Source organism: Cecembia sp. (assembly GCF_007126775.1).
GTDB lineage: Bacteria > Bacteroidota > Bacteroidia > Cytophagales > Cyclobacteriaceae > Cecembia.
In genome coordinates, this window is sequence record NZ_SLAP01000060.1 from 1 (window position 1) to 17965 (window position 17965).

Consider the following 17965-nt stretch of genomic DNA (forward strand, 5'->3'; position numbering starts at 1 on the left):
GTGGGGGCCTTCTCGGAGAAATTCATTGATTTTAAGCAACAATGCCCCAGGTTTCCTTCATTTTACAGCCAATACCTTAAAACCTATTGAGACCCCTGTAGGTCATTTTGAAGGACAGTTTATCTCCGGCCTGCTTCAGCCCTCTGGTTTTTTACCTCCCCATTCCGATTACAGCATTCAAGGCAATCCAGTGCGGATACCCAAAAGAGAGAATGGTGTACGAAATCTATCCGGTATCATTTTTAGCTATCAACCCAAATGGGTACCTGGTTTGTTTTTGGGCTATTCAGCTACCAATAATGTGTATGTGGAAGATCAGGACCGATTGGGAGATTATGTGCCCTTTTTCAATGGGCAGAAAGGAAGGAACAATGTCCGTAACCCGATTCGGGACAAGAGGCAACAATTCAGTTCCGGGTTCTTTCGCTGGATAAATACAGAGGGGCATTTTGAGTTTTATGGGGAATATGGGACGAATGGAAACAGCCGTAGATTGGCTGATTTTATGATCACACCGAAAAGAAACCGTGGTTTTACCTTTGGGTTTTCCAATTTGATGCCGCTTAAAAAAGAAAAACAATTCCTACAGATCTCTGCAGAAATGACCCAAACCGGACAGACCATACGGGAGAGTATTAGAAACCTGGATACATGGTATATCCACAACCATGTAAGGCATGGTTACACACAACATGGACAGGTCTTGGGAATGGGCTATGGCCCAGCTGCCAATGTGAATTGGATAGAAATTGCATGGGTGAATGATTTTAATAGAATAGGCTTACATTTTGAAAGAATCGTCTACAACAATGATTTTTATTATTTGAGATTTGAAGGTTCCAAAGACTGGAGAAACAAATATGTGGACCTCGTACCCTCTTTGGTGGCAGATTGGCGATTTGGAAACTTGCTTGTTCATGGTAATTTCCAATTTGTCAATACACTCAACTACAAGTGGTTTTTAGAAAATCAGCCTGACCAGTATTTCGTGCCCGGGCTGGATAAAAATAACTTTATTGCAACTGTAGGGCTGAGTTATATTTTCCGATAACTATTTCTTTTTCATGGTAAACTTCATCCCTCCTTGTTCAAAGGACATTTCCTCCGCTTCAGGATGAAATTCCATGCTGAGGTTTGCCACCCTAAAAACAAATGTATTCCCTTCTATATGCTCCAAGGGAAATTCAGGTTGACCGCTTGCCTGAGCGATCAGGGTTAAGTTTTGTCTTTTGATAGTGATTTCCAAAGGGAATCCTGCTGCGGCATAGACACCTACCATGGCATCCAGCTCATCCTCGCTTAAAGTAGGGGCACTGAAACTTGGCAGATCATATTCTTTTCCAAAAAAAGCGCTTAGTACAGCAATGGAAATCTGATTAGGATCCATGTTTACGGCATTTAATGTCAGGGAATAAGCCAGATCAAGTTCAGGAAAAAAGCTCAGAGAGGATCTGAAACCGTCAATTCCCCCATCATGTCCATAAGCATATTCCTCATGAAAGGGATATTTAAACAGACCACGCCCATAATTGTCTTTAAGTTCAGTCATTTGACTAAGACTGACAGGTGAAATGAGTTTTTCTGAAAATAAGGCCCTGATAAAAACGGTCAAATCTTCCGGTGTGGAAATTATGGCTCCTGCACCCAAAGGAATAGACATGTCTGTAATATTTTCCTGCTGCCACTCCCCTAAAAATTTGTAAGAAAGCACTTCTTTGTTGTCTGGAGCAAAGGCCTCTCCCACATAAGTGTTTTGTAGAGATAAGGGTTGGATGATGATTTCCTTAAGTAAATCGGAATAACTTTTTTTGTAAGTGTCCTCCAAAATCCAGGTCAATAAAACGTAATTGGAATTGCTGTACTCTGCTTTACTGCCAGGCTCAAAGATGCTGTTTCCTTCCAACATCATCTCATAAAGGGCTGCTCTACTTTTGGGGTCAGAACTCCAAGACAGATAATCCGGCCGGGAAGTGAAACTGAAGATGCCGCTTCTATGATTTAGCAAATCACTAATGGTAATTTTTTCTGCGTTTTTTATTTCAGGAAAAAATGAGGATATAGGTTGATCCAAGGAAAGCTTGCCTTCTTCTATAGCTTTGAATATCAATACAGCCGTAAAAGTTTTGCTAATAGAACCTACCCGATATTTACTTTCTAAAGCTGCTGATTGGCCCTTTTCAATGTCAGCATACCCAAAGGCCCGCTGATAAATTACATTGCCCTCATGTCGTAAGGTAACCGAACCCATCGCACGGTCATTTTCAGTAATCAGATCGAAATAACTATCCAGTTTTTTTCTGTCCAGTTCTTGGGCTATTAGATTTCCAATTGCCAAGAAGCTAAGTAGCAAAAGAGTTGTTGTTTTTCTCATTATTTCCTGATTTAGGATTTGACTAACTAAATTTAAAAAACTTCCTCCAGAATTTGGAGGAAGTTTAATGTAGATTCGATAACAATTTTTAATTGGTACGTATCTCTGCTTGGGAAATTAATCCAATCTATCCCTTTCCTCTGAACTGCCAGTTCTATTGGCAACCCTAAAGCTTTCCCCTCTGGCAAATTTGTACCGCAGTGTAAATCGGACTCCCTGCGTACTACGGTACTGCCTGAACTGCGTATCAATGTTGTCAAACTGTACATCAGCCCTGATGATTTGAGAAGCAAATAAATCTGTTGCATTCACCGTCAAAGTAAGTTTTTCCTTCATCATGGTTTTAGTGACACCTGCATCCACCCAGCCAAAACCTTTGATCATTGCCTGTCCATATTGTGAGGGCCCCATATAGATGCCCATCAACTCTGCTTTGAATCCACCTGGTAAATTCAGGGTATGTTGTGACCGGAGCATAAAGGAAGTCTGGGATACATCCAAGAGCGCATCTCCTATCATGGACTTCCACTTGGAATTGGTCAGCTGAAGCATATTGCTGGTGTTCCACCAAGGCCTGATTTCCACAGGTATCATGGCTCTTACATTGAACACATGTGATTTATCCAGGTTGGCAGTAAAGGTAGTAGTGGTTCTGCTTTCTTCGTCTTGGGTAAAGATTTGCTGGAATACATCTGTGGTCATGGAATACCCTACAGTAAACTGGTAAGCACCTTTCAGCACATGATTCATTTCCAAATTGTGCGCATATTGAGGCCTCAAGTTAGGATTTCCAACTTCAGTGGTCAAAGGATCAATGTAGAAAATAAATGGATTCAATAGGCGATAATTGGGTCGACTGATCCTCCTGTTTGCATTGTAAATGATCTGATAATCCTTGCTGACCTTTTGTTGTACATAAAGACTTGGGAATAAGTCAATGTACCTTTGTTGGTTGACCTGATCCAAAGTCACAGAAGTACCGGTGATGTCTGAATATTCTGTCCGTAGTCCTGCCTGAAAACTCACTTTTTCAGAAAACTTGCTTTTGTAAGAAGTATAGGCGGCCAACACATTTTCTTCGTAGATAAAACGGTTGCTGTTAGGGTCTGGCTGAAAAGGCTCTTCTTCCTCAGCTTTACTCAAGTCCAGGTTGTTATCAGATTTAACCCAGCTTCCTTTCAGACCAGCCTCAAGTACCCTGCCTTTTCCTAAAGGTTTGGTAAAATCAACCTTTGCTGTGAAAATATTGTAATCCATATCATTGAGCGTAAGGATGAAGTCTCTTGCAGATTGGTTTTCATTTTCGTTTACCCAACTGCTGTTAGAGAGCAATGAAGTAGATGAGGAAACCATTTTGGTGAAATCAATATCTGAAGTAAGTTTGGTCCCTGTGGAGTCCAATAGTCCCACATAGTGGAAATTTCCAAAGAGCCTTTTGTTTTTAGAACCAGTATCGTTGTCAGATTTCAGAAAAAACACATCTTCCGTACCTGGATTATTGATTTCTGTGAATGAATTTCCCAAATCTTCCCCATTATACCTGGAAGCCTGAACATTAAAGCCTACGCTGTGATTTTTGTTGAACTCATAATCTGAGGCACCATTGAAGAATAAACTTCTGTTATACATGCCAATGTCAGAGCGCTGCTGGAAGTTAGAAACTCCTTGTTCCAATTGAAAATTTCTTTCAATGTCCAGTTCATTGAGGAAATTGAATTCATTGTAATTCAAGCTGGCCTGATTGGTCCATTTCCCTTTTTTAACATTTACCGACACACCAGTATTCGGTCCATAAATACCATTGTACATTCCTCCTAGGTTCACATTTCCGAAGATGCCGTCTATATTATTCTTTTTGAGAACGATATTGATCACTCCAGCTCCCCCCTCAGCATCAAATCTGGAACTGGGGTTGTTGATGATTTCTATGCTTTTGATGTTGTCAGCCGGCATGGAACGCAGGAAGCTTGCCAAATCAGCAGCACTCATGTAGGTCTGCCTGTCATTGATCATCACCGTAACTCCCGGTCTGCCGTTAAGATTGATATTATTATCCTGATCCACATAGACTCCAGGAGATCGGGCGATGACATCCAATGCTGTATTGCCTTCTGCCATAACGGTTCCTTCTACATTTACCGTGGTTTTATCTGCCTCTACAATGATTTCTGGACGTGTAGCCCTTACTGTCACTTCAGAAAGGTTGTTGGCCTCCTCCTTGATAGCAATGGCTCCAAAGTCTTTGTTTGTACCGGGTTTTACTTCAAAAGGCTCAGATTGAAAAGTTTCGAAGCCAATGGAAGAAATCATTAGCCTGACCTCACCGGAGTTGACACTTTCTATTTGAAACTTACCATCATCAGTAGTTACAGCACCAGTCAAAAGTGCTCCGGAACTAGCATCCATCAAGGCCACATTGACAAAAGGCAGGAATTCACCCTTTTCATCGGTCACTTGACCGGATATAAGAGCAAATTCCTTTGCTGCCAAATTGCTCAAACCTAAAAAAAAGGAGAGCAGGAAAACAAATAATTGTGTTGTGATTTTCATAATAGCTGGTTTTTTCATGTTCGGTAAACTTCTTTATGAAAATCCAGTGCCAGAAGCTAAAAAAAACATTAAATAATTGAAAAACAGCATGTTATAAAAAAGATAAAAATTCAATTGTAACAAAACCGAACAATATTACCGTTCGGAAAGGTAACAAAAAAACGCCCTGAGGAAAACCTCAGAGCGCTCATCAGTCAATTACAAACACGGAAAATTTTATTTTGCAGCTGCAAATCTTTTGCTTACTTCTGCCCAGTTGACCACATTCCAGAAAGCGGCAACATAATCAGGTCTTCTGTTTTGATAATTCAGGTAATAAGCATGTTCCCAGACGTCCAAGCCCAAAATAGGAGTACCCGGACAATCTGCAATATCCATCAGTGGATTATCCTGATTGGCAGTGGAACAAACACAAAGTTCTTTTTTCTCATCTACACACAGCCAAGCCCACCCTGATCCAAACCTGGTTGCAGCAGCTTTGTTGAATTCTTCTTTGAAAGCGTCAAAAGATCCAAATTTTGCATCAATGGCAGTTGCCAAATCACCTGTGGGGGCACCACCACCGTCCGGAGACATCACTGTCCAAAACAAGCTGTGGTTATAATGACCACCTCCATTGTTTCTGACTGCATTGTTGGAGCCGGCTACTTTCATTAACTCCTCTAAACTTTTATTTTCCAAATCAGTACCTGCAATAGCATTGTTCAGATTGGTTACATAACCGTTGTGGTGCTTTCCGTGGTGGATTTCCATGGTACGTGCGTCAATATTAGGTTCCAACGCATTGTAGTCATAAGGTAATTTCGGTAGTTCAAAAGCCATTTTTCTTAAAAGGTTTATGGTAAAACATAAAATTAATTCTGTATCCAGATATAGTTAATCAACCAATTTGAAAGAAAAATGGTTCTAAAATGACCAAAAAGGATTTAATTTCTTAGCTTTTTAAAAAAGAAGTCCAACAAATCTTTGGATTCTTTGGCCATCAGTCCTTTGAATACCTTGGTTTTGGGATGAAGTATATTTTTTTCCAGTAGTGAAAAACCTCTTTTGGGATCATTGGCTGCAAAGTGCAGTTCTCCTAATTGTGCCCAAAAACCCGCACCTGCGCACATAATACATGGTTCTAAAGTGACATACAATTTACATTCGGGAAGGTATTTTGAGCCAAGGGCATTGGCAGCGGCTGTAATTGCAAGAATTTCTGCATGTGCCGTCACATCCCGGAGTTTTTCAGTTTGATTATGAGCCCTGGCAATGATTTTATTTCTACATACGACCACTGCACCTACCGGAACTTCCTCATCATCAAATGCGATTTGGGCCTGTTTATAGGCTTCATTCATAAAATAGGCATCAGAATACAATTCCATGGTACAAATTAAGGATAATACAACAAGAAGCGCAGGATTAGTAAAAAACCTGCGCTTCTATTTTATTGTTTTTTAGACTTTATCGGAACAAGTCAAGAATTTCATTTCTGACACCTTCATTGATAATCAGTGCCAATATCAGGGAAACCAAAAGACCAATAGTTGCCTTGATGACATCTTTTCTTGCCAATGAATAGGCCCTGAATATTCTTGCTTTTCTTTTGCTCAGTTTCTTGGACTTGGCTAGGGCTATAGCCAGTTCCCTTCCCCCAAGCAATCCTATAAATACCCAAGTGGTACTCATTGGGACATTGCTGAGCATTTTGAAATAGAAAAGAATGATGGCATACACAAAATCAACCAAAGTTGCTGCACGAACATCGGTTACTTTGGTCTTTTCATTTACTATACCTTGAATTCTGTCGCCTTTTAGATAAAATAGAAAACCAAGACCGAGGAAAATAAATCCGGTATACCCGATAAATTCCCAAGTACTCAATTGCCTGGGCAAAAATACGGCGATGTTCGCCGCATCCTGCATGATCCATACTGCCCATAAGGTTCCTGAGGTGACCCACTGCAATACATACCAATAAGGTTTAGCTTGACCCTTTAGGAAGTTTTTAACAAACCGTTCAACTAAAAACCAAACAATTATTGCAATAAAGAATGCCAAAAGGTATCCCAAAAAGCTTTTCTTCATTACATCAAGAATGGTTCCTGCTTTATAGGTAAAAACATTGAGAAGTAGAAAAGTGGTAGATACCGGCATTCTCAATCTGGTCATGACCAATAAGACGATGGGTGCTGCCAATTGTAAAAAGACAAATTCCTCTGGCGCCTTATCGAGGCCAGGTACCTGGAGTCTTTGGTAACTGACGTCTCCATTGTAGGTAAACCAGCTGAAAGTGACTGTTCCTACAAAGATCAACCCCATAAATAACCATAACCAATACCATTTTCTTTGGTGGTTGGAGGCGATAAAAGTACCTATTGTCTGAATACTGTCATTTGCAATTGCAGAATAAGCGGCAAGTATGAAGCCAAACCACATAGCTGCATAGGTATAAGGCGTTATCATACCTGCAATGCTTATCAAAATACAGATCACCAACAAAAAAGTTTTTTCTTTTTTGGTAAAATCAAAAAGTGTGTAGGCTACCTTTGAAAGGGCATCCTGATTAATGTTTTGGTCTTTGAGTTTGGCCATATGGTTGAGCTATTGCTTTCTTAAACCGCCGCAAAGTTAAAGAAGATTATTTGGCTTACATGTTAAGAAATTGTTAAGAGATTGAATAATATGAATTACTTATTTGCAAAAAAGTAATTTTCTTTCCATCCCAAGACCAAAACTTGACTTAATTTTAGATTAATCAGAGCAAAAGATTAATATTTTTACCCAGATTTGCTATTTTGAAGGAGAGATAACCGTATAATTAACAAAATCTTCACATCAAAGCTCCTGAAATTAATCAGGCTTACCTTTATTTTGCACTTTGAAAACTGAACCCCAACCCCTTTCGGGGTTTTTCTATAAATGGATAAAAGCAGCAAGGCAATAATTTCTTTAAATAAAGTCATTCCCGCGATCATTACACTTTTTGGGCTTTTGTTCTTTATGTTTTCTATCGACCTGCTCACGGTCAGCATGGCCCAGCTCAACAGTGATTTTGCAACCGAACTTTTTGTAGCGACCAACAATCCCTTTGTAGGCTTATTTATAGGTCTGTTGATGACTGCCCTGATCCAAAGCAGTTCCACTGTTACTGCGATGGTGGTAGCGGTGGTAGCATCTGGCTCCCTGACATTGGGACAGGCGGTTCCTATAGTGATGGGGGCCAATATCGGAACCACCATTACCAGTACATTGGTGGCTTTTTCGTTTATAATGAAGAAAAACCTCTTTAAGAAAGCACTTGCCGCAGGGGTCCTCCATGATGTTTTTAATATCCTTACTGTATTGATATTATTTCCTTTGGAAGTATACTTTGGGTTTTTGAGCGAATCCGCTTCTTACTTAACAGCTACTTTTTTTGATCTTGGAGAGGATTTTGATGGAAATTATAGCTACAATGTGCTTTTTACCCGGCCTCTGACTTTATGGTTACTTTCAATCATTCAAAACCAGGTTATTGCTTTAATTATTGCTGTTATTTTAGTTTTTGTATCCATTAAATTGCTTTCTCAATCCGTGATGAAGGCTTTTATGTCTGATAACCTAAAAAAGGTCAACAAACATATCTTTCACAAACCTTTTTTGGCTTTTATTTATGGGGCTTTCTTTACAGCGGCGGTTCAGTCAAGTACAGTGACCACCTCCATTATGGTACCTGCAGTGGCCAATAGAAAAGTTTCTTTGATCAAAGCTTTTCCATTTATCATTGGTGCCAATATGGGTACGACGATTACTGCCGCACTTGCCGCCATTTATAAAACGGACGCAGCCATTAGTCTGGCTATAGTGCATGTCTTGTTCAATTTAATCGGAGCTATGTTATTTATGCCGTCGGCGGCTATAAGGAATATACCTGTAAAAATTGCAACTTTTCTAGGGAATGAATCAAGCCGAAAGCGCTTGGTTGGATTTGCCTATATTCTCCTTACTTTCTTTATTATCCCCTTCCTCTTGATCTACTTCAACAGAGACGGGGACATAAGGGAAATGGGACAGGCCCATAAATACCCAAAAACAGAAATACAAAAATAAAAGAGAACCGTTTACCCCTTGGATGCTTCTACAATCTGTACTCCAGAACTTGTTCCTATGCGATCTGCTCCTGCTTGTATCATTTTTAGAGCCTGCTCATAGTTTTTGATGCCCCCGCTGGCTTTGATCCCAACACTGCTGGGAAGAGTTGCACGCATCAGTTTGATATGATCTACCTTAGCGCCTTCAGGAGCAAATCCTGTGGAGGTTTTGACATAGTCTACTCCCGCATCTGCACAGATGCGACAGGCTTGAACTATCTCATCCTCATTGAGGAATGCTGTTTCAATAATAACTTTTAAGAGGCGCTCTTCATCGTGACAGGTTTTTGCGAGTTTGGCCAATTCTATCTTTGGCCAATTCATCCCTGCCTTAAATGCTGTAATCGACCATACCACATCAATTTCGTCTGCGCCGTCTTTAATGGCCTGTTCTGTTTCAAAAACCTTCACCTCTGTCATATTGTAACCAAGTGGAAAACCTATGACTGTAACCAATTGAATCGCTGCTTCTCCAAGTTCTCTTTTGGCTTTTTTTACCCAAAAAGGGGGTACGCAAATGCCAACAAATCCATATTTTTTGGCCTGTTGTACTAATTGCTCAATGTCAGCATCATTGGTTTGTGGTTTCAGTACCGTCTGTTCTATATATCGTGCTATATTTTTCATTATCAATTGTGTTTTGTCGAATATTCATATTACCGACGCAAGAATTGTCTTTTCATTTCTGTGCATCTTACCAATGTTGAATTTGAAGTTCTACGATTTCATAAACTTTCCATCGTCAAGTTTCATTTACAAAATCCTTCAGATACATAAATTCCAAGGTGAGGTCACCATCCTTGGTAATTGTGGCTTTTTCCAATTTACTTGATTTGGTTTTCAAAAGCTCTGGAATAAAATTTTCTATCAGTTGATTGCCAAATTCCTCAGAAGCATTTCTTGGAAGTTCGGTAGGTAAATTATCTATGGCCATTACAGATATGCTGTTTTGTTTGCCAAATGCTGGCAAAACAGCAAATAATTCCCTATCAATGTCATAAACAGGATCAGAAATTGTGGAGGCCTGTACCGTGGTAGGGATTGATCCATCAATGTCACAGGTAATATCAGCTATAACAGAAATATTAAAGTCTTCTGAACAGATATCATGTTTTTCAAATAATTTAGGTGCACGCTGGTCCCAATAGGCAGCAGCCATTAGGATATCGCTCAGTTCTGCGTATTTCATGAAATGACTTTCATACTTTTCAGGGTTGCCATAAAATTCCTCCTTATCAAATCCACCATCAGTTTTTCTTCTGTTGTAATCTGATGAAGTTAAGTTGGTGAATACGGGTTCATCATAATACTGTTGGAGAAAATCCTTTGGGAATACTTCCAGTATTCCAACCCTTTCCAGTATTTCCTTTACCCCTTTTCCAACCTTTCCCTTTCCGGTCACCACGATCTTAATCGGAGGCAACTGTACCTTTTTGAGTTCTTCATCTAGCTCCATCCGATCAAAGCATTCATAGGCCCTTTTCATATCATACAGTCCGCTTTTTTGGCCATATGTCCACAAGCCATTGTATGCACCGACAATACCCGCCCATTTTCCAAAGGCCACTGTTCTTTCCCCATCTTCATTTTTGAGTAATTCGTAATCTATAAGCTGGATGTTTTTTTCCAAGATGTTTTGGAGCATTCGGCGGTTGTATGCCTGCATTTTAATGGTGTGGGAAAAGAAAACATAGCGCTTATTAGGTATCAGCTGATCAATGGGTACTTCCTTGATCCCCATTAGGACATCACAAGAAGAGAGATCTTCACTGAGTAGAATACCTTCCTCTAAGTACTCTTCATCCGAATAACAGCGAATAGGACTGGGCTCTACAATAAATTCCAGTTTTTCAGGATAAAGGGAAAGCAGGGTTTTTATTTGCTTGGGCGTAAAGGCTACCCTTTTGTCCTCGGGGATTTTGCCTTCACGAATAAGTCCTATCTTCATGGCATTGGGTTTAAAGTCTCAAATTAGGAAAAGCAGACCATTCAAAAAACTCTTGAGTAGAAATATAGGAAGGGGAACTATCTTTCTGTCTTTTTCGATTGTAATGCTATCTACATCCGATAATATCATCATGCCTTATTTTAACCTGGTTTTCCTCTGGGCCACGTTTTATGGATTGCACAGTTTATTGGCTAACCTGGATTTTAAGCATTGGCTTAGCGATAAGATAGGCCATGCATACAAAGCCTACCGTTTGGTGTATAGTTTATTCTCTACTGTGTTTTTTTTGTTTATCATGATCTATGGAGCGGGAATTGAAAAGCAATACTTATTAAAATCTACTGATTTCACCACTTATCTGGGTTATATGTTTGCCGGATTTGGTACCATTATTTTGGTCAAAGCTTTCAGGAATTTTTCCATTGCCACTTTTTCAGGATTAAGGTTGCATAATGACCTTGAGGAGGAATTTGAATTAATCAAAAGTGGGATACACGCTTATGTAAGGCATCCTATTTACTCTGGGTTATTGCTGATTTTTTTGGGATTCTTCTTTTTTGACCCGGTGATTTCTTCTTTGATCCATTTGGGATGTTTGGTTGCATACCTACCAGTAGGCATTTTTTTCGAGGAAAAAAAACTTATTCGGCTTTATGGAAAAAGATATACCGAATATAAAAAGGAAGTGCCGGCTTTATTCCCTACCAAGTTTAGAGTATAAACTTGAAAGTTTTGATTTATTTGTGATTTAAAGTTTAAAAACTGGATAAAGGAATTGTTATATATTACCAATAACAGATTGCCAGACTCGTCACCCTGAGTGAAGCGAAAGCCTGCCCCGATCTTTCCGGAGAGCCTCCCAAAATAGAGGAGATGCTTCGACTCAGCAAGCTCCGCTACCATTGACAGATTACAGTAACCGTCATTTCTGAGCGAGGAACTGCCTGTCCCGCAGAATTGCGGGAAGCGAAGAATCTCCCAAAGTTAAGGAGATACTTCTCCCTAATTACTCGGGATCAGTATGACGCGCAATTTTGTCATTACCCTTTCTGTACATTCCCTTAAATGTTGAATTCTCAGCATGACGTTTCAATAACTGTCATTCCCTTCTCTGTAAATACTTTTTTATAATCTCAAAGTGGTGTCTATTTCTGTCATTGGCAGTCAAATGGGCTTAATCTTTTTTAGCTGGATTTTTAATCTCAAGCAATTCCAACTCAAATATCGTAGGCCTGTTACTTGTAATCCTGGTTTACCTAGGGTCTACTGAAAAACAGCTAAGGTGCTGTAAATCATCATATGAAATTTATTTTTATAGATCAAAGTGCAAGGTTTTTAATCAAGATAAGTTAAAATCCTTGCACCAAAATATCAATTTTTGATATTTATAGCTTAGCCTCGGGCACAACATATTCTTTGTTGGTTTCAGCTCGAGTTATAACAATACATCTTCGCATTGCCGCCTCGAATTTGTTGCACCTGAGACTTTTTCAAAAGACCCTACATAGAATTTTGATTGCCAAAATAAAAAAGGACATCATTTTTGATGTCCTTTTTTCATTATTCTAACTTAGAAATAAATTATAGTAAGTGGGTTTTTATTGATGGGTACATTAAAGCTGTATTTCACTCAAAACCAAGAAATTCCACATCAAACATGAGTACCGAATTGGCTGGGATATTATCTCTATCCTGGTCACGGTAAGCCCAAGGTGAAGGAATGATCAAAACAGCCTTTGAACCACTTCGCAGTTTTCTAAAGCCTATGCTGAATCCCTGAATGGCTTCTTGGCTGCCTAGAGTAAACTGAAATATCCTGTAGATACGGTTTTCGTCCCAAATATCATTTTCTATGGCCACATTTTCCAGGTTGGTGTCAAACATGGTTCCATCCAATAACCTTCCAATGTAATTATTGTAGATCAACCTGAACTCTCCAGGGAAATTTCCTTCTCCCTCTTCCTGAACGATGATGACCACTCCGTTTGGATCATGAATTCGGTAGAGGCTATCTATTTGAGCAGTAGCCAAAAAATCCTCAATGATTTCTGCATCACGTTCAAGATTGGCCTCCAAATCATAACTTGGACCAAATGGATTGTTTGGCTCGCAACCAATGCCAATGACCAAAAGAAACCCTAGAAATACTCCTTTAAATTTATTCATCATTCAAATCATCTTCAACCGGCTCCTTAATGGAAATAAAATCTATTTCAAATATCAATACAGAGTTTCTAGGGATACCCTGCCTCTCTCCAGCCCCGTATCCGTACAAGGAGGGCATGATGACTGTGGCTTTGTCTCCTTCATCCATGAGCCCAAGGGCAAATTCAAACCCAGGCAATACGTCCCCTATGCCAAAAACCATTTCTAATGGTTGATAGGGTCTGCTGGGATCGAAAATGTTATTTTCCCGGGCAACGCTCTCTATGGAAGTGTCAAAAACAGAATTGTCTAAGAATCGCCCAATATAATCTGCCAAAAGGGTGTCTCCAGGAACAGCTCTCTTTTCACTTCCGGAAAGTTCCTGCCAAAATACCCGTATGCCAAAACCAGGATCTTCAAACTCTTTAACGGACGCAATAGGGTTTTGCTGAATATATTCCTCTATCAACCGTAGGTCTCTTTCAAAGATGGCCTGGCTGTTTTCACTGTCTGAAATACAGCCAGATAAAAGTGAAATAATGAATACTACTGCTAATCCTGTCTTTTTCATCGTTTGGGTTATTTTTGTATATCTGTGACTTCTACGTCAAAGAGCAGTACAGAGTTGGGTCCAATTGGTCCACCGGAATCCCTATCTCCATAAGCCAAGGGAGAAGGAATAATGAACTTGGCCTTATCTCCTTTTTTCAACAGACCCAATCCTTCATCCCAGCCTTTGATTACCTGACCCATGCCCACACGTACCTCCAAAGGAGAATAACCGCCTACATTGTCCCTTTGCTCGCTGTATACGCCACTGGATTGGGCCAAATCTTTTAGGCTGGTGTCAAAAAGCGTTCCGTCCAATAGGTATCCTGCATAATGCACGAAAGCCAAATCGCCTTCTTCAATTGCCGCACCTGTGCCTGCTGATTCTATGACGTAATACAAACCCGATTCCGTCCTGGTTGCCTGTATATTATTTTCTGCCAAATAATTTTCGATGATCTGTGTATCGATCTCTAATTGCTTTACGGCTCCTTCTGCCTGTCTTTTCATTTCTGATTCTTGAAGGGCACCAAAATAGGCCTCCACACCTTCATAATCCAAAACATCTACGACTCCAACACGGATTTTGACAGATTCATCTTCATCCAGGAAAAAGGGCATGTTGTTCCCAAAAACTATTCCTGCTTTGGCTTCAAACGCTAAGCTGTCACCCTTCTTAAGACCTAAGAAAATTTCGTCCATCCCCGACTGTCTGGGAATAGAATCATTATATTGAAGGTAAGCGGGCATTCTTTGATCATAAGTCGAAATAAAGGTGGAGTCCTTGGAATTTTGAACGATCAAATGATACAATACATATTCCCCGTCTTTGGGAGCTTGAGAACCCTCTTTGATATAGGTATATTCTATACCATCAGTCGTGGTCTTCGTTTTGTTGCAGGACATTGCACTGAAAGCAATGACCATCATGGCAACAGCAGATAAAAGTGCTTTAGTTTTTTTCATTGATAAGTTCTAATTGATTGAAGAGTGTTTTTTTATTTTCTTTTATTAAATGTTCAAACCTTTCGGTGGTTTCTTTCAATCCAATATTGGATTTTCCACCAGCTGCATTCTTATGTCCACCTCCTTCAAAGAAATCTGCTGCAAATTTGTTTACAGCGATTTCTTCTGTGGATCGAAAAGAAATCTTTATGCCATCCTCCCTCTCCGTGAAAAGGGCTGCAACTCTGATCCCGTCCAAGGAAAGGGCGTAATTTACCAGACCCTCTGTATCCCCGGTCTGGGAATTGTATTTCCGCAAATCTTTCTTACTGATAGCAAAGTAAGCAGTTTGCAAGTCTTCCAAAATGGTGAGTCTCCTGGTGATGGCAAAACCTATGAATTTTAATCGGTTCACAGAATTGGTATCGTAGATCAACCGCGAAATTTTGGTATTATCTGCCCCCATTCCAATCAGTTCTGCGGTAATTAAATGCACATTTTTGGTAGTATTGGGGTGCCTGAAACCACCTGTATCGGTCATGATTCCTGCATATAAGCAATCGGCTATATCTTTGTCTATCATGGATTGATCTCCCATTGCAACGATCAATTCGTACACCAATTCGCAGGTTGCCGCTGCTTTGGTACTTAAATATTGGAAATCAGCAAAGTCTTTAGGATCCTGATGATGGTCAATATTTGCAATAAAGGCCTTTGATTTGGTTACAAAAGAAGCCAGGTCATGCAATCTTTTTAAACAGGAGAAATCCAGACAAAAAAGGGTGTCAGCCTCCAGCACCTTTTTAATTGCTTTTTCCCGTTGCTCCGGGTTTTCAAAGTTAATAACTTGATCATTTCCCTTCATCCAGTGAAGGAAAGAGGGATAATCAGAGGGTGTAACTACAGTGACATCATGGCCCTTCTTCTTTAGATAGTTGGCCAAACCCAATGATGAACCCAAAGCGTCTGCATCGGGTTTGTGATGGGTGGTAATAACAACTTTCTGGGGGGATGATAATCTATTTTTTAATGACTCTAATTCCTGCATTTGATTGCTTTTGTATACCCCTTAAAAGGAATATAGTTTGCAAAGGTCTGTAATATTTTTGAATTTTCCCAATTCAGCTAATTGGCTAAAATTGAAAGAGATAACAGAGATTTCATCCCCTTCATATGGACTTTAGCCGATTTCCACTATTTTTGCACCCAAATAAATAACAGATATAAACTCCAAAAAAATGGCAGGAAACAGAACATTTACCATGATTAAGCCTGATGCCTTTGCAGCAGGAAATTCAGGTGCAATTTTAAAAATGATAGAAGAAGCAGGGTTTAAAATTGTGGCTATGAAAGCTACTCAGCTGAGCTCCGAACTGGCAGGTAAATTTTATGCAGTTCATAAAGAAAGACCCTTTTATGCTGATTTGTGCAAATACATGTCTTCTGGACCCATAATTGCAGCTATTCTTGAGAAAGACAATGCGGTAGAAGATTTCAGAACTTTAATCGGTGCTACCAATCCTGCAAATGCAGCCGAAGGAACCATCAGAAAAATCTTCGCTACATCTATCGAAGCGAATGCTGTTCATGGTTCCGATTCTGATGAGAATGCCGAAATTGAAGGAAACTTTTATTTTAATCAGTATGAAAGGGTAAAATAAACCTACACTTTCAGTAAAACGCAAAAAGCCTACAAGTACAAGTGTAGGCTTTTTGTGTTATTTAGGACATGCTTAAAACACAAAACATGCTGATGTTGTTGTTTTTACAAAATATAACTTATGATCAAGTGCAAGGGGTTCAGGCATTTAAGCCCAAAAACCTTGTATATCTTGCTTGGTTTTGTTAGTCAGCTTTACACATGCTACTTCATTGGCTTCAGTTCGCAGTTTATTTATTCAGCTTCAATTTTCCATCTCGTAGCTTTTGCAAATCTGACTTTTTCTGTAGGGCCTATTTAACCGAATAACTCAGTCTCATCGTGATTGAGGCAGTTTTTTCTTTGGAAGAGGTATTGAAGGTGCCGCCCCAGGAATAATCCTCGTTTGAATTTTGCCCGGTAATCTGAAAAATGCCCATGTTGGCAGAAAGCAATTTTCCTAATCGGGAACCGGAGTTTTCAGCAATTTTTTCGGCCCGCAATCTGGCATCTTCGGTGGCCCTTGAAATCATTTCGATCTTGAGACTTTCAAGACCAGTGTAATAATAGCGGGGTGCCTGAGAATAAAATTTTACACCCTGCAGTAATAGTTCAGTGATTTCTCTCGAAATCTGTTCCACTTTTTCTACCTCTCTGGATTCAATCTGGAGAATTTGACTCAGCTCATATCCTAAAAAAGTCTGTCCCATATAGTTTCCGGCACTGCTGTAATTTTGACGGTACATAGGGTTGGTATTTACAGCTTTGAAAATGATTTGATCCTTGGGGATTCCTTTAGAAACCAAATAATCCGTTACTGCTTTTCTGTCCTTTTCCAAGTCCGTATAAGCGACCTGTATTTCTGTATTTTCCCTGCTAAAGTTTCCTTCCCAAACCACCAAGTCGGAAGTGAAATCCTTTTGTCCAAGGCCGGTGACATCCACAGTCCCGGATTTTTTATTTCTATTGATGAATGCGTTGCCCAAAATGGCTGCAGCAATGACAATAGACAAAGCGAAAATGATGGCAGTAAGGTGCTTTTTCATGTATTGTATTTTATTTTTAATTATCTCATTACCATCCACGGCCTCCACCTCCACCTCTTCCACCACCTGAAAAACCTCCACCCCTTGATCCACTTCCTCCCCCACTACTGCTGCTTTGTGTAGAAGACTGCATAATGGTCCTTGAAAGAGAACTGCCTAAGTGTGTCCCAATACGGTGATAGGCATAGCCTTTTGCCCCCCTATACCATAATGGTTGATGTCCTTTCTGGTTCAAGACACTTGATTTTTTCAGGAAATTTTCAAACTTCTTCCCCCATATTTTTTCAACACCAAATGCCATGGCATAGGGGAGTAATTTTTCAAAAACCTCCGGGGTTAAATCAGGAGGATTAAACATTTGAATCTGCCGTTCTTCCGCTGTACTCAGGTATCTTTTAAATCCTTCGATCTTGGCTTTTAATGCTAACTTTTCTTCACTTGGACGCCTTATCAAATATACATAAATCGGATAGGATATAATAAAAAACTGAATAAAGGAAGCCAATAACAAACTGTTCAAAGTAACATTCCCATCTTGATACATGGAATTACCCAAGTAGATAAAATAAAAAAGGAAAAACATTGAAATAGAGAAGAAAAAGAAAGGTCTTTTTCTAAATATCAGGAAAACAAAAATCATCAAAAAGAAAGTCA

General features: G+C 39.7%; 15 protein-coding genes and 2 pseudogenes. 4 read left to right on the forward strand and 13 right to left on the reverse strand.

Annotation, left to right across the window (positions count from 1 at the left end; all coding sequences use genetic code 11):
• A pseudogene (locus tag QZT73_RS04200) lies at nt 1-1051 on the forward strand (hypothetical protein); the annotation flags it as partial.
• Here the strand turns inward: QZT73_RS04200 and QZT73_RS04205 are convergent.
• The 5 genes from QZT73_RS04205 to QZT73_RS04225 form a co-directional block, all read right to left on the reverse strand.
• A complete protein-coding gene (locus tag QZT73_RS04205; RefSeq protein WP_291786769.1) occupies nt 1052-2371 on the reverse strand; it encodes a serine hydrolase in 1320 nt (439 codons plus the stop codon). It abuts the pseudogene before it with no gap.
• A gap of 117 nt (nt 2372-2488) precedes the next feature.
• Nucleotides 2489-4921 carry an outer membrane beta-barrel family protein gene (locus tag QZT73_RS04210; protein WP_291786771.1) on the reverse strand — a complete coding sequence of 811 codons (2433 nt, stop codon included), beginning with the start codon at nt 4919-4921 and terminating at the stop codon, nt 2489-2491.
• Nucleotides 4922-5137: 216 nt separating this feature from the next.
• A complete protein-coding gene (locus QZT73_RS04215; protein ID WP_291783247.1) occupies nt 5138-5743 on the reverse strand; it encodes a superoxide dismutase in 606 nt (201 codons plus the stop codon).
• A gap of 104 nt (nt 5744-5847) precedes the next feature.
• Nucleotides 5848-6291, reverse strand: coding sequence for a nucleoside deaminase (locus QZT73_RS04220; RefSeq protein WP_291783245.1), 444 nt, complete (start codon nt 6289-6291; stop codon nt 5848-5850).
• 79 nt (nt 6292-6370) lie between these two features.
• Complete coding sequence (locus QZT73_RS04225) at nt 6371-7501, reverse strand: hypothetical protein (protein ID WP_291783242.1); 1131 nt, start codon at nt 7499-7501, stop codon at nt 6371-6373.
• 327 nt (nt 7502-7828) lie between these two features.
• Between QZT73_RS04225 and QZT73_RS04230 the strand changes: the two genes are divergently transcribed.
• Entirely contained in the window at nt 7829-8998 is a 1170-nt protein-coding gene (locus QZT73_RS04230) for a Na/Pi symporter (protein WP_291783239.1), read from the forward strand.
• A gap of 11 nt (nt 8999-9009) precedes the next feature.
• Here the strand turns inward: QZT73_RS04230 and deoC are convergent, their stop codons facing one another.
• Entirely contained in the window at nt 9010-9666 is a 657-nt protein-coding gene (gene deoC, locus QZT73_RS04235; protein ID WP_291783235.1) for a deoxyribose-phosphate aldolase, read from the reverse strand.
• A 115-nt stretch (nt 9667-9781) separates the two neighbouring features.
• On the reverse strand, nt 9782-10987 hold the full coding sequence (locus tag QZT73_RS04240) for an NAD(P)-dependent oxidoreductase (protein ID WP_291783232.1): 1206 nt from the start codon (nt 10985-10987) through the stop codon (nt 9782-9784).
• 52 nt (nt 10988-11039) lie between these two features.
• On the opposite strand from QZT73_RS04240, the gene QZT73_RS04245 reads away from it, so the two are divergent.
• Entirely contained in the window at nt 11040-11708 is a 669-nt protein-coding gene (locus QZT73_RS04245) for an NnrU family protein (protein WP_291783230.1), read from the forward strand.
• 905 nt (nt 11709-12613) lie between these two features.
• On the opposite strand, the gene QZT73_RS04250 is transcribed toward QZT73_RS04245, so the two are convergent.
• From QZT73_RS04250 to QZT73_RS04265, 4 genes are read right to left on the reverse strand one after another with little or no spacing between them, the layout of a single operon-like run.
• Complete coding sequence (locus QZT73_RS04250; RefSeq protein ID WP_291777922.1) at nt 12614-13153, reverse strand: FKBP-type peptidyl-prolyl cis-trans isomerase; 540 nt, start codon at nt 13151-13153, stop codon at nt 12614-12616.
• Complete coding sequence (locus QZT73_RS04255; RefSeq protein ID WP_291777902.1) at nt 13146-13703, reverse strand: FKBP-type peptidyl-prolyl cis-trans isomerase; 558 nt, start codon at nt 13701-13703, stop codon at nt 13146-13148. The genes QZT73_RS04250 and QZT73_RS04255 overlap by 8 nt, the downstream gene beginning before the upstream one ends.
• 8 nt (nt 13704-13711) lie before the next feature.
• Nucleotides 13712-14647 carry an FKBP-type peptidyl-prolyl cis-trans isomerase gene (locus QZT73_RS04260; RefSeq protein WP_291777904.1) on the reverse strand — a complete coding sequence of 312 codons (936 nt, stop codon included), beginning with the start codon at nt 14645-14647 and terminating at the stop codon, nt 13712-13714.
• Nucleotides 14634-15674 carry a bifunctional oligoribonuclease/PAP phosphatase NrnA gene (locus tag QZT73_RS04265; RefSeq protein ID WP_291777907.1) on the reverse strand — a complete coding sequence of 347 codons (1041 nt, stop codon included), beginning with the start codon at nt 15672-15674 and terminating at the stop codon, nt 14634-14636. The genes QZT73_RS04260 and QZT73_RS04265 overlap by 14 nt, the downstream gene beginning before the upstream one ends.
• Nucleotides 15675-15864: 190 nt before the next feature.
• Here QZT73_RS04265 and QZT73_RS04270 point away from each other — a divergent pair, with 190 nt between their 5' ends.
• Nucleotides 15865-16287 (forward strand): nucleoside-diphosphate kinase, encoded by a 423-nt coding sequence (locus QZT73_RS04270; RefSeq protein ID WP_291777910.1) that lies wholly within the window; start codon nt 15865-15867, stop codon nt 16285-16287.
• Nucleotides 16288-16579: 292 nt separating this feature from the next.
• Here QZT73_RS04270 and QZT73_RS04275 read toward each other — a convergent pair whose 3' ends face one another.
• The gene (locus tag QZT73_RS04275; RefSeq protein WP_291777913.1) at nt 16580-17311 is read right to left on the reverse strand and encodes an SIMPL domain-containing protein; all 732 of its coding nucleotides are present in this window, start codon (nt 17309-17311) and stop codon (nt 16580-16582) included.
• Between the two features lie 28 nt (nt 17312-17339).
• Nucleotides 17340-17965, reverse strand: a pseudogene (locus QZT73_RS04280) (DUF2207 domain-containing protein); the annotation flags it as partial.